The organism is Actimicrobium sp. GrIS 1.19 (assembly GCF_035984655.1).
GTDB lineage: Bacteria > Pseudomonadota > Gammaproteobacteria > Burkholderiales > Burkholderiaceae_D > Actimicrobium.
This window is the reverse complement of the sequence record NZ_JAXCHT010000009.1, coordinates 95,912-118,595: the sequence shown is the minus strand read 5'-3', so window position 1 is coordinate 118,595 and position 22,684 is coordinate 95,912. Positions and strand designations below refer to the sequence as shown.

Sequence of the window (22,684 nt, the reverse complement as noted above, 5' to 3'; positions counted from 1 at the left end):
TTTCGCAGGAACACTTCAAAAGGAAATCCATGAATACGCACTCCTCCCGCCATGATCAGCTCAACGGCCAATGGCGCTATGCGACCCCGGCAATCCTGCTGCACTGGCTGCTGGCATTGCTGGTCACCGGCATGACGGGACTGGGCTGGTACATGATGTCGATCGAGGACGAGCCCAACAGCGGCTGGTATTTCGATCTGCACAAATCGGTCGGCCTGGTAGTGGTCGCGCTGGTGCTGCTGCGTCTGCTCTGGCGCGCCGGCAATCGCCCCGAGAAGCTGCCCGCCAGCCTGCCGCAATGGCAAGTGCGCGCCGCCGCCATCACCCACTGGTTGCTGTATGCGTGCCTGGTTGTCATGCCGCTGACCGGGATGATCGGCGCCGCGCTGAGCAAGCATGGGATGGCCTTTTTCGGCATCGCCTTGCCAGTGCTGGTTGCGCCCAACCACGATTTGTCTGAGCAGTTCTTTGACATCCACGGCACCGTGGCATGGGTGCTGACCGGCCTGGTCGCGCTGCACGTTGCTTCTGCCATCAAGCACGCTGTGGTCGACCGTGATGGCGTGTTCAAGCGCATGTGGTTTTGACTAACGGTTGCTGACAAGGCAGTCACGGCGACAACGTGCGGATCGCAAAACCGTTGTCGCCACGGCAATCCGGAGCCGTTTTTGGCCCGATTGTTACTCCAGCGCGACAAAAATCACCGGTTTTTCTTTCCAACATTGACGCCACAAGTTGTCGTCAACCAACCTATCCTGCATACTCGCCTGACTGCAATCGCTGACTTTTGGTAGCAAACTGCAGCCACTGCGCCGTCTCCCTGGCGCAGGAATTCCCACCGTCACGGAGGATATTCATGCGAGTCAGGGCATTATTCGTTCTGGTTGCAGCAGCAACCTTGTTCACGTTGGCGGCGACGTCACCGGCCCGCGCCGACGAGTCGCAGGTTGTTGCAACCACCGCCGCGCAGACCGCCTTGCCGGTCGCGGCACCGACTGTGCCGATGTTCGTGGATGCCACCAAAATCAATCCGGGCGACACCGCCTGGATGCTCGCTGCCACGGCGCTGGTATTGCTGATGACCATTCCCGGGCTGGCATTGTTTTACGCCGGCATGGTGCGCAAAAAGAATGTCCTTGGCACCATGGCGCACAGTTTCATTTCGGTTTGCATCGTTACCGTGTTGTGGGTCGCACTGGGTTACAGCCTGGCATTCACGCCGGGCTCGCCATTCCTGGGCGGCCTGGATCGCCTGATGCTGCATGGCATGGCGTTCTTCAAGGACCCGGGCCGGCTGACTGTCAGCCACATCGCCCCGACCATCCCGGAAAGTGTCTTCGTGATGTACCAGATGACCTTTGCGATCATCACCCCAGCCTTGATTACCGGCGCGTTTGCCGAACGCATGAAGTTTTCAGCAATGCTGGCATTTGTCGCGCTGTGGTCCCTCGTGGTGTACGTGCCGGTGGCGCATTGGGTGTGGGAACCGGGCGGCTTCCTGGCCGCGCGCGGCGTGCTCGATTTTGCCGGCGGCACCGTCGTGCACATCAATGCCGGCATCTCCGGCCTGGTCGCCGCCGTCATGCTTGGCCCGCGCAACGGCTACGGCAAGGAGATCATGGCGCCGCACAATCTGGTGCTGACGGTGACCGGCGCATGCCTGCTCTGGGTCGGCTGGTTTGGCTTCAATGCCGGCTCTGCGCTGGCGGCGGACGGACGTGCCGGCATGGCCATGCTGACCACCCAGTTTGCCACCGCAACCGGCGCGCTGGCATGGATGGCGGCCGAATGGCTGCGGCGCGGCGTGCCGTCGCTGCTCGGCATGGTGTCCGGCGCGGTCGCCGGCCTGGTGGCCATTACGCCGGCCTCCGGCTTCGTCGATACCGATGGCGCCCTCGTCATCGGCGTTGTCGCAGGCGTGGCCTGCTACTTCGCCTCAACCTGGTTCAAGAGCCTGATCGGGTATGACGATTCGCTGGATGTGTTCGGCGTGCATGCCATTGGCGGAACGGTCGGGGCGCTATTGACGGGCGTCTTTGCCGTGAAAGAGATTGGCGGCGCCTCGACCACCTTCGGCACGCAATTGCTGGGCGTGGTGGTGACCTTCGCCTATGCCGGCGTCGCCACTGCCCTCATCCTGTTTGCAGTCGGACGGGTCATCGGCCTGCGCGTCACCCGGCAGCATGAGCACGACGGCCTCGATCTGTCGCAACACAACGAAATGGTGCGCTGACGCCATGACGACCACCGGCCCTTTCAATCTCGATTATTTCGAGTCCGATCAAATCAAGTTTTCGGTGCTGCTGTGGAAAGCCAACCTGAAGGCCAAGGGCGCCGACTTCGATGTCCTCAAGTTCAGCCAGAGCTGGAGCTATGCCGAATCGGTGCTGGAGCGCACCCTGATCTCGTCGGATCCGGCGGTGGCGGACGCGGCGCTGGATCTGTTGCAGTTGCGGGTGCTGTTCGTGCAGCATCATCCGGACCGTGCCCGGCTACTGGGCGCCCCACTGCCCGGGACCAGCGCCGCACCAGCTTCCGAAGCCGGTTCGCCGGACAATCCCGCACCTAACCGGCGGTATCTGAAAGGCTTGCGTTAAAGCAGCTCCCGCGCCGCTGACGTATTTTCGCCAACGATTATCCGGGCAACCGCCGTGCCGCCTGAACCGACCCAAGCGGGCCGTTCGCACCGCGACCAGCCGGCTTGCCGCCTCCCCTCCGGTTGCGTTTCAATGACTCCCTGCACGCGTCGTGCGGCGCGTTTTTCGCATTTCGGAGTGTTGCATGCGTCTTCCCTTTCTCCCCCGGCCGTTCCTTTTCCTCACGCTGCTGTGCGCCAGCTGCGTTGGTTTCGCCCAGACGCCAACGGCGCCAGCGGCCCCCACTGCCAGTCCGGCACAGCCGGCTTTGCCGACCTGCCCGTCCGCGCCCAACACCCTGCGCAGCATCGCCAGCGTACAAGGCAGCGGACCGCTCAGCGCGCGGGTCGGCCAGGCCGTGTCCGTGCTTGGCGTGGTGACCGGCGATTTTCAGGATCGCGCCCGGCTGCACGGCTTCTTCATGCAGCAGCCCGCGGCGGCTCGCCATGCCGGCAGCTCCGAAGGCATCTTCGTCTATGTCCCGCTGCGCGCGCACCGGGTCGCGGTCGGCCAGTATGTGCAGGTCAGCGGCGCCATCGAGGAATACCGCAGCAGCAGCGCTGACACGCAACGGCTGACCCGTATCGGCAACGTCACGCAGATCGTATCGTGTGGCGTCGGGCCAGCCATCGCACCCACCGAAATGACCCTGCCGGTACGCGACAGCAGGGCGCTGGAAGCGCACGAGGGCATGCTGGTGCGGTTTGCCCAACCGTTGGTGGTCAGCGACAACCATTCACTGGGCTACAACGGCACGCTTCTGCTGGCCGCCGACGAACGGCTGTGGCAGCCGCACAATCACCCGACGCTGACCGACCCGGCCGCCGTCAGCGCCTACAACGCCCGCGCCGCGATCCTGCTCGATGACGGCGCCAATGCGGTACGCCCCAATCCGATACCGTATCTGTCTGCCGCCGATGCGGGCGGCACGCGTCGGGTCGGCGACAGCGTCACCGGCCTGACCGGCATCCTGAGCTGGGCCCACGATGGCTGGCGGGTGCAGCCAACCGGGCCGGTGCAGTTCGCGGCGCGCAATCCCCGTTCCGACAAGCCCGCCACGGTCGGCGGTGACGTGCGCGTGGCCAGCATGAACGTATTGAATTTCTTCAAGACATTGAAGTCGCGCGGCGCCGACACCAGCCAGGAACGCGACCGCCAGCGCGACAAACTGGTCAGCGCCATCGTCGCACTGGATGCCGATGCGCTGGGTCTGATGGAAATCGAAAACGGCGCCGCCGCGCTGGAGCATCTGGTCAGCGCCCTCAACACCCGCGTCGGCGCACCCACCTGGGCCGCGATCCCCAGCGAGGTCCAGGGCAATGACGCAATCAAGGTTGCGATCCTCTACAAACCGGCCCGACTGCATCCGGTCGGCATCGCCTCATTGCCACCCGGCAGCAGCTTCGAGGTCGACGGCAAGGCGCGACCATCACTGGCGCAGCGCTTCGCGACCAATGACAGTCAACGCAGCTTCTGGCTGGTGGTCAATCATTTGAAAAGCAAATCCAGCTGTCCCACCAGCAGCCGCAGCGCCGACCGTGATCGCGGCCAGGGCTGCTGGAATGCCACGCGGGTGCGGCAGGCCAAGGCCCTGGCAAAGTGGGTCACCCGCCTGACCACACAATCCGAAGACACCAACCTGCTGATGGTCGGGGATTTCAACAGCTATCTGGCCGAAGATCCGCTGCAGGCGCTTGCCGCGGCCGGATTTGACAACCTGCTGCAACGCGTACCCGCGAGCGAGCGCTACACCTATGTGTTCGATGGCTTGTCGGGCGCGCTCGACCACGCCCTGGTCAGCCAGGCACTGGCGCCGCGCGTCAGTGGCGTGACCATCTGGCATATCAACGCAGACGAACCCGCGATCCTTGACTACAACACCGAAAACAAGCCGGACGACCGCTACGCGCCGACGCCGTTTCGTGCCTCGGACCACGACCCGGTGCTGGTTGGATTGCGCTTTACCGACTGAGCAACGGGTCCGGCGCGGGGAACCGAAGCAGGCAGGCGCACCACCCAATGCGTAATCCAACTTCTGTAGCCGCGATCATGAACATGGTTGAAAATCTTACTGCGCCAGCGCCGATGTCGCTGGCGGCAGCAATCCGATGGATCGAAGATATGCCGCGCCACCGTCGCGATGGGCAGCAGGATGAGATGCAGCGCCGGGCCTTCGCGCGGCTATGCATCGATCTGGAGCAATATGGTTTCGCGCAAAAACCGTTGGCGTCGATGCCGCTGCTGTTGCTCATCACCAGCCGATTGGGGCAACTGGCCGATCCGGCCCAGCGCGAGCAGGCCATGTCGTTCATTGAACAGACGCTGCGCGCCACGCCGCATCTGGTGCTGACCGAGGCCCTTGCGCTGCAGCTCGAACACCTGCCGGCAGCGTTGCAGCGACGTGCGCTGCGCGCCATCGCGCACGTGCTGATCCAGACCGCAGACTTGCCGCCCAGTCATTTCGACATCCTGCTGGCGCTAACCAGGGCGATGCGCGATCCGGCCTGCCGCGAGCCTGCCTATGCACTGGTGCAGGAAGGCTTGGCGCGCCTGCGTGACGAACCGGAAATGTGCGGCGAAATTCGTCTCGGCCTGATGCAGACCTTTGCGCGAGAATCGCGCGGATTGGCGCTTCAGTCCTGAATGCTGTCGATGCAGTAAGCCGCAATCGCCGCCAGTACCTGCGGACTTTCACCCACGGCGTCGGCCACCGTGATCGACAATTGCGGATGGGCGACGCGCAGCTGCTCGATGACCAGTGGCAGATCGCGCAGCACATGGCCACCCTGTCCCAGAAAGACCGGAACCACGGTGAGTGCGGTGCAGCCTGCGGCGACCAGTTCCTCGGCCACTTGCGGCAGTTGCGGCGTCATTAATTCCAGAAACGCCAACCGCACCGTCACCGCCGGCAACTGTGCACTGGCAATCTGCTGCAGCCGCTGGAACGGCGCAGCCCAGCGCGGATCGCGCGCTCCGTGGGCAAACAAAACCAGCGCTTGGGTTGTCATTGTGCAGTCCTCTTTTTAGGTGGAACGATTCATTGATCGGTGCTAATGGCGTTCGACCCAGCGCAACGCCAGCACCGCGCCGACCAGGAACAGCAGGCTGGGCAGCAAGGCCGTCACCAGCGGCGGCCAGGTATTGAGCAGGCCGACGTGGGAGAACAGGCTGTTGAGCAGTTTGAAGCTGACACCGATCATGATGCCGATGAAAATCTTCAGACTGACCCCGCCGCTACGCGCGTGCAGATAGGCAAACGGCAACGCCAGCGCCATCATCACGAAGACGGCGAACGGATAGACGATCTTCTTCCAGAAGGCGATGTCGTAGCGCTCGGTGACCTGGTTATTTTCAGCCAGATGGCGCGTGTAGGCCGACAGGCCGAATGCCGACATCCGGTCCGGATCGGCGAAGGTCACCGACAGGATTTCCGGTGTGATTTCAGAAATCAGCTGGCGCGATGGCAGCTTGACGGTACTGATCCCGGCCTTGGCATCGGGCAGCGTACTCAGGTCGAACACGGTGGGCTCGAAACGGGTTTCGGCCACGCCGGTCAGCTGCCAGTAATTGCGCCCGCGATAGACTGCGGCATCGGCCGTCACCATCGAGGTCAACCGCAATTCGCGGTCGAACTCATACATCTTCAGGCCATTCAACTGACCGTTCGGCAGCAGTTCCTGGACGTTGATGAAGCGCGTGCCGATGACTTCGCCGTCGCCGCCATGGCTCTTGATCAGGTCCTTGGTCCACAGCCCGGAGCGGAACTCCTTCGAAATCGTGCCCTGGGCCTGCTGCTTGAGCTTCTCGGCCAGCTCGGCGCTGGCTGGCGAGACGATTTCGCCGAACACGAACGTGATGACGACGAACACCAGTCCGATCTTTGCCAGCATCACGCCGGCCTGAAAGGTCGACAGGCTCGAGACCCGCATGATGGTGAATTCGGAATTCGAGGCGAACTGCGCCAGCACGTAGATGGTGCCGATCAACGCCGCAATGGGCATCAGTTCATAGGTGTAGCCCGGCAGGCCGAGCAGGATGTACAGGAAGGCATGCTGGATCTGGTAGCCGCCATGTCCGACCGCCGGCAACTCGCCGATCAGGTCGAAAAAGGCAAACAGCGCCAGGAAGGCCAGCAGCACGAACAGCACCGCACGCAGGATTTCCTTGCCGAAGTAGCGCTGCAGAACCGTCATGGCGGACCTCGGCGAACCACGACACATTGCTTGGCCCTGGCCCACCACACCAACGGATGATATTGACTGTTCATTTTGAGACGCCACGAAAAGAGCAACGCGATGGTGAGCCCGGCGAACAGATGCATCGGCCACCAGGCGATGCCCAGCACCAGCTTGCCCTGCACCACCGCGGCCTGCATCAGGCTGATCATGTTGCTGTAAAAAACGAACAGCAGCAGCGCAATGATCAGGTTGGCCGAGCGGCCGCTGCGCGGATTGACAAAGCCCAGCGGAATTGCCAGCAGCATCAGGAACAGGCACATCAGCGGCAGCGAAATCCGCCACAACAATTCGCCGCGGTTGAAGCCGTCACTGCTTTCAATCAGGTCAAGGGTGGTGGCTGAGCGCGCCGACTTGTCGCCTTCGAGTGCCTGCGAGGTGGCCGACACCAGCACGCCGTAACGTTCGAATTCCATCAGCTGGAAATCGCGTTCCTCCAGCTTGCCTTCATAGCGCCGGCCCTTGGCCATAACCAGAAACTTGTCGCCGTTCTTGTCGAATTCGATCTGGCCTTCCTTGGCCACGACGATGCTGTTGCGGCCGTCGCGCACGGTGTTGACAAACACGTTGCGCACTTTCATCGCATCGCCGGTGACGCCTTCGACGAAAAAAATCCGGTCCGACGAGGAGGACTCCTGGAACTTGCCGGGGGAAACCTTGGAGATGTCGGCACGCTTTTCGAAGCGCTCGCGAAACTCGGCGCTGGAGCGGTTGGCCCACGGCGTCACAAAAAAACTCAGTAACGCCGTTAGCGCCACGACTGGCAAACCAACCGACAGCACCGGCGAAATCCAGCGCGTCAGGCTCAGGCCCGCGGTGAACCACACCACCATTTCCGAATCCTGATAACTGCGTGTGACGACCAGCAGCACCGAGATAAACGTTGTCAGGATCAGTATCACCGGCATATAGTTCAGCGCCGCGAAACCAATCAGGGCAATCACGTCTTCGGATGCGACTTTGCCGCCTGCTGCCTGACCAAGAATCTTGATCAGCATCACAGTGATGGTAATCGTGAAAAGGGTAGTGAAGACAGCGCCTGCGGTACTGATCAATTCGCGTCGGAGCGCGCGCTGGAAAATCATGAGGGTTATACTTGCGTACGCAAAATGGGAGAAAACGATGGACTTTAGCATAAAAACATTCGACGCCAAGAGCACACTGGCCAATGTCAAATCAGGTTGTGTCGTGGTTGGTGTACTCGAAGGAAAACAGTTGTCGGCGGCCGCCAAGGCCATCGATACCAGCGGAGAAATCGCCGCTGCGGTCAAGTCGGGCGACATCACGGGCAAAGCCGGCAGCACCCTGCTGCTGCGACGCGTCGCCGGCGTGACCGCCGAACGCGTTCTGCTGGTGGGCCTGGGCAAGGAAACGCCGGTCTCGCTCAAGGATTTTGGCGCCGCCATGCGCGCCGTTGCGCACACCTTCGCAAAACTGGGCGCAAGCGATGGCGTCATCGCGTTGCCGTTCGATGGCGTCAAGGACAGCACCGTCAGCCAGACCATCAACTGCGCGGTCCTGTCGGTGCAGACCGAAGCCTATCGCTTTGATGAAATGAAGAGCAAGAAGGAACCGGTTGCGCAAGGCGTGGGCAAGATCAGTTTCGCCGTCGCTGCCGGCGATGCCGCCGCGGCAAAAACCAGTGTTGCCGACAGCCTGGCGCTGGCGCACGGCATGGCGCTGACCAAGGACCTGGGCAATCTGCCACCGAACATTTGCACCCCGACCTACCTCGCCACCACAGCGCGCGCGATGGCCAAGGACTTCAAGTTCGGTGTCGAGATCCTCGATCGCAAACAACTCGAAGCGCTGAAGATGGGCAGCTTCCTGTCGGTCACCAATGGCAGCGTCGAGCCACCCAAGTTCATCGTCCTCAAGCACATGGGCGGCAAGGCCAAGGATGCACCCGTGGTGCTGGTCGGCAAAGGCATCACCTTCGATTCCGGCGGCATCTCGCTCAAGCCCGGTTCCGGCATGGACGAAATGAAGTACGACATGTGCGGCGCGGCGACCGTGCTGGGTGCGTTTCGCGCGATTGGCGAACTCAAGCTCAAGCTCAACGTCATCGGCGTCATCGCCACCTGTGAAAACATGCCGTCGGGCAGCGCCACCCGTCCGGGTGACATCGTGACCTCGATGTCGGGACAGACCATCGAAGTGCTCAACACCGATGCCGAAGGCCGCCTCGTGCTGTGCGACGCGCTGACCTATGTCGAGCGCTTCAAGCCTGCCGCCGTGGTCGATATCGCGACGCTGACCGGCGCCTGCGTGGTCGCACTGGGCAATCACAACACCGGCCTGTTCACCCGCCATGACGCGGCGCACGACACGCTGGCCGACGAATTGCTGGCCGCCGGCAAGATCACCGGTGACACGGCGTGGCGCATGCCGATCGAAGAAGCGTATAACGATCAGCTGAAGTCCAACTTTGCCGACATGGCCAACATCGGCACCCCGGGTGGTGGCAGTATCACGGCTGCAGCCTTCCTCGAACGCTTTACCCGCCAATACACGTGGGCCCATCTGGATATCGCCGGCACCGCCTGGAAAAGCGGTTCGGCCAAAGGTGCTACCGGTCGGCCGGTGCCTTTGCTGATGCGCTTTTTGCAAACGCGCGCGCAAGCAGTCAAGTAACCACGACCGCCTGCTGCATCGACGGCGTTCGCAACAATCTTGCGAGCGCCGTTTTTTTTCGACCGAATTGTTCAGACCACACGTCAGAATCGAGACCATGAAAACACGTAATCATCTACTGTCAGCCCTGCTCGCTGCGGCGCTGCAGATTGCCGTCCCGGCCTTTGCGCAGGACGCGCCGAAAGCCGAAACGCTGCGCCCCGAAATCGTCAAGCTGGTCCAGGAGGCACAGGAACTGGTGAAGGCCAAGCAATTCCCCGAAGCCCTTGCCAAACTCAAGAGCGCCGATGCGATTGCCGATCGCACGCCCTTCGAGAACTTCACCATCGAGCGCACCCGCGGTCCGGCCGCATCCGGCGCCGGCGATGCCGACCTGACGGCAGACGCCTTCAAGAAGGTCATCGACAGCGGCCGCTTGCCGCCAGCCGAGCAATTGCAGCTGACCGAAGGCGTAGCCGCGAATTTTTACAACCAGAAGAAATACCCGCAAACCATCGTCTGGGCGCAGCGCTTTCTGGCCTCCGGCGGCAGCAGCGACAATATCAATCTGATCCTGTTGCAGTCGCAATTCCTGAGCGATGATTTCGCCAGCGTGACGACCGCACTCAAGGCACAGGTGGCCGCGGATGAAAAGGCCGGTCGCCCGACCACCGAATTGCGCCTGCAAATGCTGGCCGAGAGTTCGCGCAAACAAAACGACATGGCAGGTTACGGCGTTGCTCTGGAGAAGCTTACACAGGCCTATCCAAAGCCTACCTACTGGGCTCCGCTGCTCGACCGGATTCAACGGCAACCGGGTTTTTCGGACCGCTATACGCTCGATGTGCTGCGCCTGCAGCGCGCCACCGGCACGCTGACCACGGCAGCCGATTACACGCTCATGGCGGAATTGGCATTGCAGGCCAACCTGCCGGCAGAAGCGTCGTCGGTACTGGAGCAGGGCTTTGCCGCCAGCCTGCTCGGCACCGGTGCGCAGGCCGCCAAACACACCAAATTGCGCACCCAGGCGCGCAACCAGGCTGCGGCTGACCAGAAAGTGCTGACCGAGAGCGAAGCCCCGGCGCAAAAAGCCGCCAGCGGCACCGCGCTGGTGAATATCGGCACCAACTACCTCGGTCAGAAGGACTATCCGCGCAGCATCAGCCTGATCGAACAGGGCATTGCCAAGGGTGGCTTGAAGCATCCGGAAGAGGCGAAGTTGCATCTGGGCATGGCGCTGCAATTGTCGGGCGACAAAGCCAAAGCCGCCAGCGTACTGAAGTCGGTGCAGGGCCGTGACGGCGGCGCCGACCTCGCCCGCCTGTGGACTTACCTGCCGTAACCGCCTGATGCACCGGCAGATTCGCGCTGCCGGTGCGCTGACCGTGCGATAGCGCACATCACCGTTCCGGCTGCGCGGCTACCATGGTCGCACGCCGGTATGCACGCACTTCCCCTTTCCTAATTCCATCCCATCGGCGTCGCAATGCCGGACGCTGTGGGCGCGCTTGTCGCGCACTTTCTGGCGCATTGCAAGAGCCATGCTCGGAAAGAGACGATCGATTTTGACTTCCCTTCGCAAAACGCTGCAGGACTTTTTTAAACCAGGAACAAGCCTGCGTGACGACGATCTTGCGCACCATGTCAATGACGAAGAATTGCCCCTGCGTGCCGAATTGTATGGCTCGGCCCAGATGGAGCAGCATGGCAAGATCCTTGCCGCTTCGCATCAGATCAGCACCAGTACGGCACGCGATCTGCTGTTGCCGCGCCTGGCCGACAACGAAGCGGTCATCGTCGAGGCTTGCAACCTGCTCACGCAGGCGGTCCGCGCGAACCGGCAGATCACGCCGGCGGCGGAATGGATGCTGGACAATTTTTACCTGATCGAAGAACAGATTCGCACCGCCAAGCGGCATCTGCCAAAAACCTACAGCAAGCAATTGCCGCGTCTGGCCCACGGCGCTTCGGCCGGACGTCCGCGCGTGTACGACATCGCGCTGGAAACCATCGCGCATGGCGATGGTCGGGTCGATCCGGAAAGCCTGAGCCGGTTCGTTGCGGCCTATCAGCAAGTCGCGCCGCTGCTGCTGGGCGAACTGTGGGCCATCCCGATCATGCTGCGGCTGGCATTGATCGAGAATCTGCGCCGGGTCGCGGCGCGACTGAGCGCCTCCCGCATCAAGCGCGAACTGGCAGCCAACTGGGCCGGGCTGATGACCGAGACCGCCGAGAAGGCGCCGGGCGAGTTGATCCTGGTGGTGGCCGATATGGCGCGCTCGGAGCCGCCGCTGGTGCATTCCTTCGTGGCCGAACTGGCGCGCAGCCTGCAGGGGCAAAACCCGGCGCTCGCGCTGCCGCTGACCTGGGTCACGCAGCGCCTGACCGAGTCCGGTGAAACCATCGAACAACTGGTGCAGGCAGACGCACAACAACAGGCCAGCGATCAGGTTTCGGTGAGCAACAGCATCGGCAGCCTGCGCTTTCTGGGCGCCATGGACTGGCAGGAGTTTGTCGAACAGCTCAGCGTGGTCGAACAAACGCTGGCGCGCGATCCGGCCGGGATCTACCCGGCGATGGACTTCGCCACCCGCGACGGCTATCGCCACGTGGTCGAAGAGATCGCGCGCAGCAGCACCCTGAATGAGCAACAGGTCGCCGAAGCAGCGCTGGCGCTGACCGAGCAGGCGCTGATAGTCAACGGCAGCGCGAATCGGCGCGCCCACATCGGCTACTTCCTGATCGGCCCGGGGCGGGTCCAGCTTGAATTCAGCATCGAGATGCGACGCACCGTGCTGCAAACGCTCAAACACGATGCCGAACTCTGGTCGCTGCCGCTGTATCTGGGTGCGATTGCCGCCCTGACAGTGCTCACCACCGCACTGATTCTGCTGACCACGCCGGCCACCTCATCGCACTGGTTGCGGATTGTCGTCACACTGCTGGCATTTCCTGCCACCAGCCAGATGGCCATTGCGCTGGTCAACTGGCTGGCCACGCTGCTGTCAACGCCGCGTCCGTTGCCGCGCATGGATTACTCCACCGGCATTCCGGCGGAATGCTTCACGCTGGTGGTGATTCCCACGCTGCTGTTTTCCGAAGCCGGCGTCGACGCCTTGTGCGAAGCGCTGGAGGTGCGCTTTCTGGCCAACCGCGACGACAACCTGCGTTTTTGCCTGCTCACCGACTTGCCGGATGCGCCCACCGAAAGCCTGCCGGGCGACTATCTGCTGGTCGAGTATGCCGCCGCCGCCATCGAACGCCTGAACGCCAAATACGCCGACGCCGGCAGTCCGTTTCTGCTGATGCATCGTCCGCGCCACTTCAATGCGCGCGAACGGGTCTGGATGGGGGTCGAGCGCAAACGCGGCAAGCTCGCGGCGTTGAACCACTATCTGCGCCAGGGTGGGACCGACGCGTTCTCGCACGTGATCGGCGATACCAGTGCGTTGAAGCACGTGCGTTACATCATCACGCTCGACACCGACACCCAGTTGCCGCGCGACGCCGCCCGCAAGTTCATTGCCACCCTGGCCCATCCGCTCAATCGGGCCTACTACGATCCACGCAAGCAGCGCGTCACCGAAGGCTACGGCATCCTGCAACCGCGCGTCAGCGCCAGCCTGCCCGGCGCCGACGCCTCGCTGTACGAACGGCTGTGCGGCGGCGAGCCCGGCATCGACCCCTACACGCGTACCGTCTCGGATGTCTACCAGGATGTGTTTGGCGAAGGTTCCTTCATCGGCAAGGGCATCTACGATATCGATGCGTTTGAACAGGCGCTGGAGGGCAAGCTGCCCGACAACCAGATCCTCAGCCACGACCTGCTGGAAGGCTGCTACGCCCGCGCCGGCCTGATCAGCGATGCGCAATTGCACGAAGCCTACCCGGCGCGCTATCACGCCGACGTCAGCCGGCGCCATCGCTGGATTCGCGGTGACTGGCAATTGCTGGCATGGTTGTTTCCGCGCGTGCCGGGACCGTCGAACGGCAACGGCACGCCGGGACCCAAGCGCAAGAACCCGCTGTCCGCGCTGGCGCGCTGGAAATTGCTCGACAATTTGCGGCGCAGCCTGGTCGCGCCGACGCTGGTGGCGTTGATGCTGGTCGGCTGGGGTGCGTTGCGCGCCGGCTGGATCTGGACTGCAGCGGCACTGGCCATCGTGCTGGTCCCGACCGTGGCGACGATTCTGACCGACCTGTTGCGCAAATCCGACGAGACCCTGCTGCGTCAGCACCTGCGCGAGGTACTGCGCAGCGCCAGCCTGCATCTGACCAACAGCGTGCTGACGCTGACCTTCCTGCCGTACGAAGCCTGGTTCAGTCTCGATGCCATTGGGCGTGCGTTGTGGCGCATGCTGATTTCGAAACGCCGACTGCTGGAGTGGAATCCATCATCGGCCATCGTCCAGCGTGGCGAGGCCGAACTGACGGAAAGTTATCGCACCATGTGGTTCGCGCCGACGCTGGCCCTGATCACCGCGGCCCTGCTGATGGCGGACCGCCCGATGATTCTGGCCAGTGCCTCGCCGTTGCTGGTGCTGTGGTGGGTGTCGCCGCTGCTGGCCTGGCTGATCAGCCGGCCGCAACATCATCGCGATCCCCGTCTGTCGGTGGAACAGACCACCTACCTGCGGCGACTGGCGCGCAAGACCTGGGGCTTCTTCGAAACCCATGTCGGCGCCGAGGACAACTGGCTGCCGCCCGACAATGTCCAGCTTGAACCGGTCGCGGTGACTGCCCACCGCACCTCGCCGACCAATATCGGCCTGTCGCTGCTGGCCAATCTGGCGGCGTGGGACTTTGGCTACCTGTCGCATGCACGCATGCTCGAACGCACCGCCGCAGCGCTGGCGACCATGGCGACGCTGGAGCGTTACCACGGCCATTTCTACAACTGGTACGACACCCAGACCCTGCGTCCGTTGTTGCCGATGTACGTGTCATCGGTGGACAGCGGCAATCTGGCCGGACACCTGCTGACGCTGCGGCCAGGGCTGCTGCTGTTGGTGCAAGCACCGATCGTGGTGGCGCGTCCGTTCGAAGGCATCGAGGACACTCTCAACGCATTGCTGGAAGCCTCACACGGCAGCGCCCTCGAGCCGTTGCGCCAGGTCCGCGCCAGCCTGACCCAGGCCCGGCAGGAAGCGCCCCTCGGCCTCACCGCCCTGTGCCGGCATCTGGCCGCGCTGGCCGACGCCGCCGCGGCAGTCGACGGCGCCCCGGGCGAGGTCGCCGATGCCGACACCTGCTGGTGGATGCGTGCGCTGGCGCAGCAATGCCGCGACCTGCATGCCGACCTGCTGGTTCTGACGCCGTGGGCCGTGCTGCCACTGCCTCAGCTCGACCTGCCCGACCTGTGCGCCGCGCTCGACGCCATTCCGACGCTGGCAGGGATCGCGCGCATCGATCTCAGTGTGCGTGGCGCCCTGATCGATTACCACGACAGCCTGCCGGTCGGCCCTGAACAGGATGCCGTCAAGGCGCTGCAACAGGCGCTGGCGGATGGCAATCTGGCGGCGCGCACGCGCATCGCCGAGATTGAACGGCTGGCCGCGCAGGCGGCTGATTTCGCCCGCATGGACTACGATTTCCTGTACGACCACACCACCAATCTGCTGGCCATCGGCTACAACGTCAGCGAGCGGCGACGCGACGCCAGTTACTACGATCTGCTGGCCTCGGAAGCCCGTCTGGCCAGCTTCGTGGCGATTGCCCAGGGGCAGCTGCCGCAAGAGAACTGGTTTGCGCTGGGCCGCCAGTTGACCGTCGCCGGCGGCGCACCGATCCTGCTGTCGTGGAGCGGTTCGATGTTCGAATACCTGATGCCGCTGCTGGTGATGCCGACCTTTAACAACACCCTGCTCGACCAGACCTATCACTCGGCCGTGCAACGCCAGATCGACTACGGCTTGCAGCGCGGCGTACCGTGGGGCATTTCCGAGTCCGGCTTCAATACCTTCGATGCCGCGCTCAATTACCAGTACCGCGCCTTCGGCGTTCCGGGGTTGGGCCTGAAACGCGGCCTCGGCGACGACCTGGTGGTGGCGCCGTATGCCACCATGATGGCGCTGATGGTCGCACCGCAGGCAGCCTGCGACAACCTGCAACGCCTGGCGGCCGATGGCTTCGAGAACCGCTTTGGCATGGTCGAGGCGATTGATTTCACGCCATCGCGCCTGCCGCGCGGCCAGACCCACGCGGTGATCCAGTCGGCCATGGTGCATCACCAGGGCATGGGCTTCCTGAGCCTGGCCTATCTGTTGCTGGACCAGCCGATGCAACGGCGCTTCGCCTCCGACCCGCTGTTCCAGGCCACCATGCTGCTGCTGCACGAGCGCATTCCCAAGGCCACCGCGCATTACGCCAACACCACCGAACTGTCCGATATCCGCAGCAGCCACGCCGCGCAGGCCATGCCGATGCGGGTGTTCCGCCAGCCCGATGGCCGGCTGCCGGAAATCCAGTTGCTGTCAAATGGCCGCTATCACGTGATGATGACCAATTCCGGCGGCAGCTACAGCCGCCGCCGCGAGTTGTCCGTTACCCGCTGGCGCGCCGATGGCACGCGCGACAACTGGGGCATGTTCTGCTATGTGCGCGATGTCGATGACGGCAGCCTCTGGTCCACCACGCACCATCCGACCCTGACGCAGGCCAAGCAATATGAAGTGATTTTTTCGGAAGGCCGCGCCGAATTCCGCCGCACCGACAACGACATCGAGATGCATACCGAAGTGGTGGTGTCGCCCGAGGACGACATCGAACTGCGCCGCACCAAAATCACCAACCGCGATCGCACCCGCCGCACCATCGAAATCACCAGCTACGCCGAAGTGGTGCTGGCGCCGGCCGCCGCCGATGCCGCCCACCCGGCCTTCAGCAACCTGTTCGTGCAAACCGAACTGGTGCGCGAGCGCGGCGCGATCCTGTGCAGCCGCCGTCCGCGCTCGGTCGACGAGCAGCTGCCGACCATGCTGCATCAAGTGGTGGTACATGGCGCCGAGATCGGCGTGGCCTCGTTTGAAACCAACCGCATGACCTTCATCGGCCGCGGCAACACGCTGGTCGATCCGGCCGCGTTGCGCGCGCCCGGCGCGCTGTCCGACAGCGCCGGCTCGGTGCTCGATCCGATTGTCGCGATCCGCTACCGCATCGTGCTGGAGCCGGAAGAGTCGGCCGTGGTCGACATCGTCACCGGCGTGGTCGACACGCGCGAGGCGGCGCTGCATCTGCTCGAAAAATACCAGGACCGGCATCTGGCCGATCGCGTGCTGGAACTGGCCTGGACCCACAGCCAGGTGGTGCTGCGGCAGTTGAATGCGAGCGAAACCGATGCCCAGTTGTACAACCGGCTGGCGGGCTCGATTGTCTTCATGAACCCGCTGCTGCGCGCCGACGCCGCGGTGCTGATCAAGAACCGGCGCGGCCAGTCGGGCCTGTGGAGCTATGCGATTTCGGGCGACTTGCCGATCATCGTGGTGCAGATCAGCGACCTGGCCAATATCGAACTGGTGCGGCAACTGGTGCAGGCGCACGCCTACTGGCGTCTGAAGGGCCTCGCCGTCGATCTGGTGATCTGGAACGAAGACCACGCCAGTTATCGCCAGGTCTTGCAGGAACAGATCATGGGCCTGGTCGCATCGGGCATCGACGGCCACAATATCGACCGGCCCGGCGGCATCTTTGTCCGCCTCAACGACCAGATCGCACCCGAGGACCGGATCCTGCTGCAATCGGTGGCACGCGTGGTCCTGGCGGACCACCGCGGCACGCTGGCCGAACAGATCAACCGGCGCGGCGTGACCGAACTGCGCATGCCGGTACTGGCGCCAGTGCGCGTGCCGCTCGCGCCGGTCACCGTGCGCGACGAACCGGAGCGCATCCTGGCCAATGGCATTGGCGGCTTCAGCCCCGACGGGCGCGAATACCTGATCACCACCTCGGCCGCCGCGCGCACGCCGGCGCCGTGGAGCAATGTGCTGGCCAACGCCCATTTCGGCACCGTGATCTCGGAGAGCGGCCAGGCCTACACCTGGGGCGAGAATGCGCATGAGTTCCGGCTCACGCCGTGGCACAACGACCCGGTGGCCGACACCAGCGGCGAAGCCTTCTATGTGCGCGACGAAGACAGCGGCCGGTTCTGGTCACCGGCACAACTGCCGTGTCGCGGCAGCGGCACCTACCTGACCCGCCACGGATTCGGCTACAGCGTCTTCGAGCATGCTCAGGAAGGCATCCATACCGAGTTGTGGGTGTATGTCGCGCTGAATGCCTCGATCAAGTATTCGGTGCTGAAAATCCGCAACATGTCGGGCCAGACGCGCCGGCTGTCGGCCACCGGCTACGTCGAATGGGTGCTGGGCGACCTGCGTGACAAGTCGATGATGCATGTGGTCACCGAACTCGATCCGGTCACTGGTTCGCTGTTTGCGCGCAATGCCTACAACACCGAGTTCGCCGAGCGCATCGCCTTCTTTGATGTCGACACCGCCAACCGCAGCGTCACCGGCGACCGCACCGAATTCCTCGGACGCAACGGCTCCCTGCAAAACCCGGCCGCCCTCTCACGGGTGCGCCTGTCCGGTCGCACCGGCGCCGGTCTCGATGCCTGCGCAGCCTTGCAGGTGCCGATGGAGCTGGTCGATGGCCAGAGCCGCGAAGTGGTCTTCATGCTGGGTGTGGCAGGCCGGCGCAGCGCCGATGTCAGCACCCTGGTGCAGCAATACCGCGGCTCGCTGGCGGCGCGCAATGCCCTGACGGCGATCCAGCATCACTGGGACGATGTGCTGGGCGCAGTGCGCGTCGAGACGCCCGATGCCGCCGTCAATGTGCTCGCCAATGGCTGGCTGATGTATCAGACCATCGCCTGCCGCTTGTGGGCGCGCAGCGGCTATTACCAATCAGGCGGCGCGTTCGGTTTCCGCGACCAGTTGCAGGATGCGATGGCGGTGATCCATACCCAGCCGCATCTGCTGCGCGAGCAGATCTTGCGTTGCGCCGCGCATCAGTTCGTTGAAGGCGATGCGCAGCACTGGTGGCATCCGCCGGCCGACCGTGGCGTGCGCACCCATTGCTCGGACGATTACCTGTGGCTGCCGCTGGCGGTCGAACGCTACGTCAGCAGCACCGGCGACAGCGGCGTGCTGGATGAAGTCACGCATTTTCTGGAAGGGCGTGCCGTCAACCCGGATGAAGATTCGTATTACGACATGCCGTCCCGTTCCAATGAAACGGCGACGCTGTATCAGCATTGCGTGCGCGCCATCGAGCACGGCCTGCGCTTTGGCGAACGCGGCTTGCCGCTGATCGGCTCGTGCGACTGGAACGACGGCATGGACAAGGTCGGCCAGCATGGCAAGGGCGAGAGCGTGTGGCTGGCGTTCTTCCTGTACGACGTGCTGACCCGCTTCACGAGCATCGCGCAACGCATGAATGACGCGCCGTTTGCCGCGCGCTGCAGCGCGCAGGCCGCCACGCTGCGCAGCAATATCGAAGCCAACGCCTGGGACGGCGACTGGTATCGGCGTGCGTATTTCGACGATGGCACGCCGCTCGGCGCAGCCACCAACATCGAATGCCAGATCGACTCGATTTCGCAAAGCTGGGCCGTGCTGTCCGGCGCCGGCGATCCGGTGCGTGCCGCCCACGCGATGGAGCAGGTCGATTTGCGCCTGGTGCGGCGCGGTCCGGCGCTGATCCAGTTGCTCGACCCGCCGTTCGACAAGGCCGATCTGAATCCGGGCTATATCCGTGGCTATGTCCCTGGCGTGCGCGAGAACGGCGGCCAATACACCCATGCCGCAGTCTGGACCGCGATGGCGTTTGCGCGCCTCGGCGACAGCGCCCGCGCGTGGGAATTGCTGGCGATGATCAACCCGGTCAACCATGCCCGCAACGCCGTCGAAGTCGAGCGGTACAAGGTCGAACCGTATGTGGTGGCGGCGGACGTGTATGCGGTGGCGCCCCATGTCGGACGCGGTGGCTGGACCTGGTACACCGGTTCCTCGGGCTGGCTGTACCGGCTGATCGTCGAGTCGCTGCTCGGGCTCACCCTCGAAGTCGACCGGCTCACGCTCACGCCCCTGCTGCCGGCAAGCTGGCCGTCGTTCAACATGACCTATCGCTATCGCAGCAGCAGCTACCGGATCACGGTGCAACGCGCCGCCGCCGGCATGCCGACCGGACTGACGGTCGATGCCGTGGCGCAGCCCGGCGCGGTCGTGCTGCTGGCCGACGACGGCAGGCAGCATACGGTGCGCTTGATGGTGCCATGAGCAACGATGTGAAATGCCCGCGAACAGGTCATACTGGCGGCCCGCAACCACCACCCCGCCGCCACATGCCAATTCGTCCTGTCATCGTTCAGCGCTTCTTGCGCCGCCAGCCCGCGCTGTGGCTCTGGCTGGGGCTGGTCACGGCCGCGCCGCTGGCGCTGGCGCAAACCGTACCGCCGGATTCGATGGCAGCACGGGTTGCGCCGTGCGTCGCCTGCCATGGCAAGGATGGCATCGGGGCGGAATTCAATCCGCGCATCGCCGGCAAACCGGCCGGGTATCTGTACAACCAGCTGCGCAATTTCCGCGATGGCCGACGGCGTTATCCGCAGATGATTTACATGGTCGATCATTTGTCGGACGCCTATTTGCTGCAGATGGCGACCTATTTTTCGGCGCTGCATCCGCCCTATCCGGCGCCACTGGCATCGGGTTCCTCCGATGCCATGACCGAACGTGGCCGCACGCTGGCGCAATCCGGTGACGCGACACGCGAGGTACCCGCCTGCACCGCCTGCCATGGCGCGGCCCTGACCGGCGTCCTGCCCGCCACACCCGGCCTGCTGGGTTTGCCGCGCGATTATCTGAGCGCGCAGTTCGGTGCGTGGAAGGACGGCGCGCGCAAGGCTGCCGCACCCGATTGCATGGCCACCATCGCCAGCCGCCTGTCGACCAGCGACATCAGCGCCGTCACTGGCTGGCTGGCAGCACAACCCCTGCCTGAACCCAACACCGCGGTGCCGCCGGGCCCGACCACTCCACCGATGACCTGCGGCACCGTACCCAAGCCATGACTCAACTGATCAAACGTTTATTGCTGGTCGCCGTGGCTGTTGTCATTTTGGTGCTGGGCGGCGCGGTCGCCTGGCAAACCTGGCACGAGCCCGACGCCGACGCCCCCGGCGCAGTGCATCCCGATCCGCAGCAGCAAGTCAAACAGGGCGCATTGCTGGCGCGCGCCGGCGATTGCGTGGCCTGCCATACGCAACGCGGCGGCCAGCCCTATGCCGGTGGCCGCAGCATCGCCACGCCGTTTGGCGCATTGGTCTCGCCCAACATCACGGCCGATCCGGTCACGGGCATCGGCAGCTGGAAAGCCAACGATTTCTGGCGCGCGCTGCATAACGGCAAATCGCGCGACGGCCATCTGTTGTACCCGGCCTTTCCGTACACCGATTACACCCGCATCACGCGTGCGGATTCGGACGCCATGTTTGCTTTTTTCCAGACGGTGACGCCGGTGGTGCAGGCCAATCAGCCACACACGCTGCGCTTTCCGTACAACCAGCCGGTGCTGCTGGCGCTGTGGCGCACGCTGTACTTCCGGCCCGGCGTATATCAGCCGGAGCCGGCCAAAAGCGCCGCATGGAATCGAGGCGCCTATCTGGTCACCGGCCTCGGCCATTGCAGCGGCTGCCATGCCGGCCGCAACGTGCTGGGCGCCACTGACAATGACAACGGCCTCTCGGGCGGACTGATCCCGGTGTCGGGCTGGTACGCGCCGGCGCTGACACCGGGCGCCTCGGGCTGGACTCAGCACGATCTCGCTGCCTTCCTGAAAACCGGCGTGTCCGCGCGCGGGGCCGCGTTCGGTCCGATGGCCGAGGTGGTGCAGCAAAGCCTGCAATATGTGCCCGATGACGACATCGCCGCGATGGCCGCGTATCTGGCTGCCGCGCCCGCTCCGGTTGCCAGCACCGAGCAGCACCCCGAACCCGACGCCGCCGCCCGCGACGTCCTGCAGCAGGGCGCCAAACTGTATGACGACCACTGCACCAGTTGCCACAAGGCCGATGGACGCGGCGTCACGCCGTTCTATCCGCCGCTGGCCGGCGCCCGCACCGTGACCGGAGCGCCGGTCAACCCGGTGCGCATGGTGCTCAACGGCGGCTACGCCCCCTCCACCACCGGCAATCCGCAACCGCACGGCATGCCGCCGTTCGGCCAGCTGCTCGATGACAATGCCACCGCCGCCGTGGTCAGCTACATTCGCCACGCCTGGGGCAACAATGCCGCGCCGGTGTCGGCGTTTGTGGTGAATCGGTATCGGGCGGTGCCGCTGGAGTGATGCGCGTGGCCGCCCTGCTGCGGCCACCGCAATGCGATAATCCGCAGTCTCAACCGCCAACCGATTACGCCCATGCAACTCGCTACCTGGAACGTCAACTCCCTCAAAGTCCGCCTGCCGCAGGTGCTGCAATGGCTGGCCGATAATCCGGTCGATGTGCTGTGTTTGCAGGAAACCAAAACCGTCGACGAAAAATTCCCGCAGGCCGAGATCGAGGCGGCTGGCTATCAGGTCGTCTTCAACGGCCAGAAGACCTACAACGGCGTGGCCATCCTGTCGAAATTGCCGATGACCGATGTGGTGCACAACAACCCGCATTTTGCCGACGAACAGCAGCGCCTGATCGCCGCCACCGTCGATGGCGTGCGCATCATCTGCGCCTACATCCCGAACGGCCAGTCGCCCGAGTCGGACAAGTTCCAGTACAAGCTGCAATGGCTAACAGGACTGCAGCAATGGCTGGTCGCCGAACTGGCGCAGCATCCGCAACTGGCGCTGCTGGGCGACTACAACATCGCGCCCGAAGACCGCGACGTGCACGACCCGGCGGCCTGGGTGGGACAGAACCTGGTGTCGGAGCCGGAGCGCGCGGCGTTCCGCGACATGCTCGGACTGGAACTGAAGGACGCGTTCCGGCTGTTCGACCAGGCCGACAAACTGTTCAGCTGGTGGGATTACCGCCAGATGGGTTTTCGGCGCAACGCCGGCATGCGCATCGATCACATTTTATTGTCACCGGCGCTGTCCGCGGTCTGCACCGCCTGCGTCATCGACAAGGTGCCGCGCAAGTGGGAGCAGCCGTCCGATCACACGCCGGTGGTGGCGACGCTGGATCTGGGCCGGTAACACCGCAGC

14 protein-coding genes are annotated in these 22,684 nt (G+C 63.9%); 11 read left to right on the top strand and 3 right to left on the bottom strand.

Going from position 1 to position 22,684, the window contains the following annotated elements; genetic code table 11:
* Positions 1-29 precede the first annotated feature (29 nt).
* From RCH09_RS08950 to RCH09_RS08930, 5 genes are all read left to right on the top strand, one after another.
* Entirely contained in the window at positions 30-587 is a 558-nt protein-coding gene (locus RCH09_RS08950) for a cytochrome b (protein WP_326940726.1), read from the top strand.
* Positions 588-856: 269 nt separating this feature from the next.
* The gene (locus RCH09_RS08945) at positions 857-2,233 is read left to right on the top strand and encodes an ammonium transporter (protein ID WP_326940725.1); all 1,377 of its coding nucleotides are present in this window, start codon (positions 857-859) and stop codon (positions 2,231-2,233) included.
* A gap of 4 nt (positions 2,234-2,237) precedes the next feature.
* Complete coding sequence (locus RCH09_RS08940; protein WP_326940724.1) at positions 2,238-2,597, top strand: hypothetical protein; 360 nt, start codon at positions 2,238-2,240, stop codon at positions 2,595-2,597.
* Between the two features lie 184 nt (positions 2,598-2,781).
* Complete coding sequence (locus RCH09_RS08935; protein WP_326940723.1) at positions 2,782-4,608, top strand: ExeM/NucH family extracellular endonuclease; 1,827 nt, start codon at positions 2,782-2,784, stop codon at positions 4,606-4,608.
* Between the two features lie 77 nt (positions 4,609-4,685).
* The gene (locus tag RCH09_RS08930) at positions 4,686-5,279 is read left to right on the top strand and encodes a hypothetical protein (RefSeq protein ID WP_326940722.1); all 594 of its coding nucleotides are present in this window, start codon (positions 4,686-4,688) and stop codon (positions 5,277-5,279) included.
* Here the strand turns inward: RCH09_RS08930 and RCH09_RS08925 are convergent.
* Genes RCH09_RS08925 through lptF form a run of 3 tightly spaced genes read right to left on the bottom strand, consistent with a single transcriptional unit; the run spans position 5,270 to position 7,956 of the window.
* The gene (locus RCH09_RS08925) at positions 5,270-5,644 is read right to left on the bottom strand and encodes a sirohydrochlorin chelatase (RefSeq protein ID WP_326940721.1); all 375 of its coding nucleotides are present in this window, start codon (positions 5,642-5,644) and stop codon (positions 5,270-5,272) included. The two genes, RCH09_RS08930 and RCH09_RS08925, sit on opposite strands and share 10 nt — an antisense overlap.
* Before the next feature lie 42 nt (positions 5,645-5,686).
* On the bottom strand, positions 5,687-6,829 hold the full coding sequence (gene lptG, locus RCH09_RS08920; protein WP_326940720.1) for an LPS export ABC transporter permease LptG: 1,143 nt from the start codon (positions 6,827-6,829) through the stop codon (positions 5,687-5,689).
* The gene (gene lptF / locus RCH09_RS08915; protein WP_326940719.1) at positions 6,826-7,956 is read right to left on the bottom strand and encodes an LPS export ABC transporter permease LptF; all 1,131 of its coding nucleotides are present in this window, start codon (positions 7,954-7,956) and stop codon (positions 6,826-6,828) included. The genes lptG and lptF overlap by 4 nt, the downstream gene beginning before the upstream one ends.
* A 37-nt stretch (positions 7,957-7,993) precedes the next feature.
* On the opposite strand from lptF, the gene RCH09_RS08910 reads away from it, so the two are divergent.
* From RCH09_RS08910 to xth, 6 genes are all read left to right on the top strand, one after another.
* Positions 7,994-9,505: a leucyl aminopeptidase gene (locus RCH09_RS08910; protein ID WP_326940718.1), complete on the top strand. Its 1,512-nt coding sequence runs from the start codon at positions 7,994-7,996 to the stop codon at positions 9,503-9,505.
* Between the two features lie 97 nt (positions 9,506-9,602).
* Positions 9,603-10,826 carry a hypothetical protein gene (locus RCH09_RS08905; protein WP_326940717.1) on the top strand — a complete coding sequence of 408 codons (1,224 nt, stop codon included), beginning with the start codon at positions 9,603-9,605 and terminating at the stop codon, positions 10,824-10,826.
* A 199-nt stretch (positions 10,827-11,025) separates the two neighbouring features.
* Positions 11,026-19,761 (top strand): GH36-type glycosyl hydrolase domain-containing protein, encoded by an 8,736-nt coding sequence (locus RCH09_RS08900; RefSeq protein WP_442785020.1) that lies wholly within the window; start codon positions 11,026-11,028, stop codon positions 19,759-19,761.
* A 65-nt stretch (positions 19,762-19,826) separates the two neighbouring features.
* On the top strand, positions 19,827-20,555 hold the full coding sequence (locus RCH09_RS08895) for a c-type cytochrome (protein ID WP_442785019.1): 729 nt from the start codon (positions 19,827-19,829) through the stop codon (positions 20,553-20,555).
* Positions 20,552-21,829, top strand: a complete 1,278-nt coding sequence (locus tag RCH09_RS08890) for a c-type cytochrome (protein WP_326940715.1) — start codon at positions 20,552-20,554, stop codon at positions 21,827-21,829. The genes RCH09_RS08895 and RCH09_RS08890 overlap by 4 nt, the downstream gene beginning before the upstream one ends.
* Before the next feature lie 72 nt (positions 21,830-21,901).
* Positions 21,902-22,675 carry an exodeoxyribonuclease III gene (xth, locus tag RCH09_RS08885; protein ID WP_326940714.1) on the top strand — a complete coding sequence of 258 codons (774 nt, stop codon included), beginning with the start codon at positions 21,902-21,904 and terminating at the stop codon, positions 22,673-22,675.
* Positions 22,676-22,684 lie beyond the last annotated feature (9 nt).

Excerpts from the sequence above, each read along its gene's own strand:
- lptF (WP_326940719.1), bottom strand. The coding sequence starts at position 7,956 with ATGATTTTCCAGCGCGCGCTCCGACGCGAATTGATCAGTACCGCAGGC.
- RCH09_RS08895 (WP_442785019.1), top strand. The coding sequence starts at position 19,827 with ATGCCAATTCGTCCTGTCATCGTTCAGCGCTTCTTGCGCCGCCAGCCC.
- RCH09_RS08910 (WP_326940718.1), top strand. The coding sequence starts at position 7,994 with ATGGACTTTAGCATAAAAACATTCGACGCCAAGAGCACACTGGCCAAT.
- RCH09_RS08900 (WP_442785020.1), top strand. The coding sequence starts at position 11,026 with ATGCTCGGAAAGAGACGATCGATTTTGACTTCCCTTCGCAAAACGCTG.
- RCH09_RS08905 (WP_326940717.1), top strand. The coding sequence starts at position 9,603 with ATGAAAACACGTAATCATCTACTGTCAGCCCTGCTCGCTGCGGCGCTG.
- RCH09_RS08890 (WP_326940715.1), top strand. The coding sequence starts at position 20,552 with ATGACTCAACTGATCAAACGTTTATTGCTGGTCGCCGTGGCTGTTGTC.
- RCH09_RS08950 (WP_326940726.1), top strand. The coding sequence starts at position 30 with ATGAATACGCACTCCTCCCGCCATGATCAGCTCAACGGCCAATGGCGC.
- RCH09_RS08940 (WP_326940724.1), top strand. The coding sequence starts at position 2,238 with ATGACGACCACCGGCCCTTTCAATCTCGATTATTTCGAGTCCGATCAA.
- xth (WP_326940714.1), top strand. The coding sequence starts at position 21,902 with ATGCAACTCGCTACCTGGAACGTCAACTCCCTCAAAGTCCGCCTGCCG.
- RCH09_RS08925 (WP_326940721.1), bottom strand. The coding sequence starts at position 5,644 with ATGACAACCCAAGCGCTGGTTTTGTTTGCCCACGGAGCGCGCGATCCG.
- lptG (WP_326940720.1), bottom strand. The coding sequence starts at position 6,829 with ATGACGGTTCTGCAGCGCTACTTCGGCAAGGAAATCCTGCGTGCGGTG.
- RCH09_RS08930 (WP_326940722.1), top strand. The coding sequence starts at position 4,686 with ATGAACATGGTTGAAAATCTTACTGCGCCAGCGCCGATGTCGCTGGCG.
- RCH09_RS08935 (WP_326940723.1), top strand. The coding sequence starts at position 2,782 with ATGCGTCTTCCCTTTCTCCCCCGGCCGTTCCTTTTCCTCACGCTGCTG.
- RCH09_RS08945 (WP_326940725.1), top strand. The coding sequence starts at position 857 with ATGCGAGTCAGGGCATTATTCGTTCTGGTTGCAGCAGCAACCTTGTTC.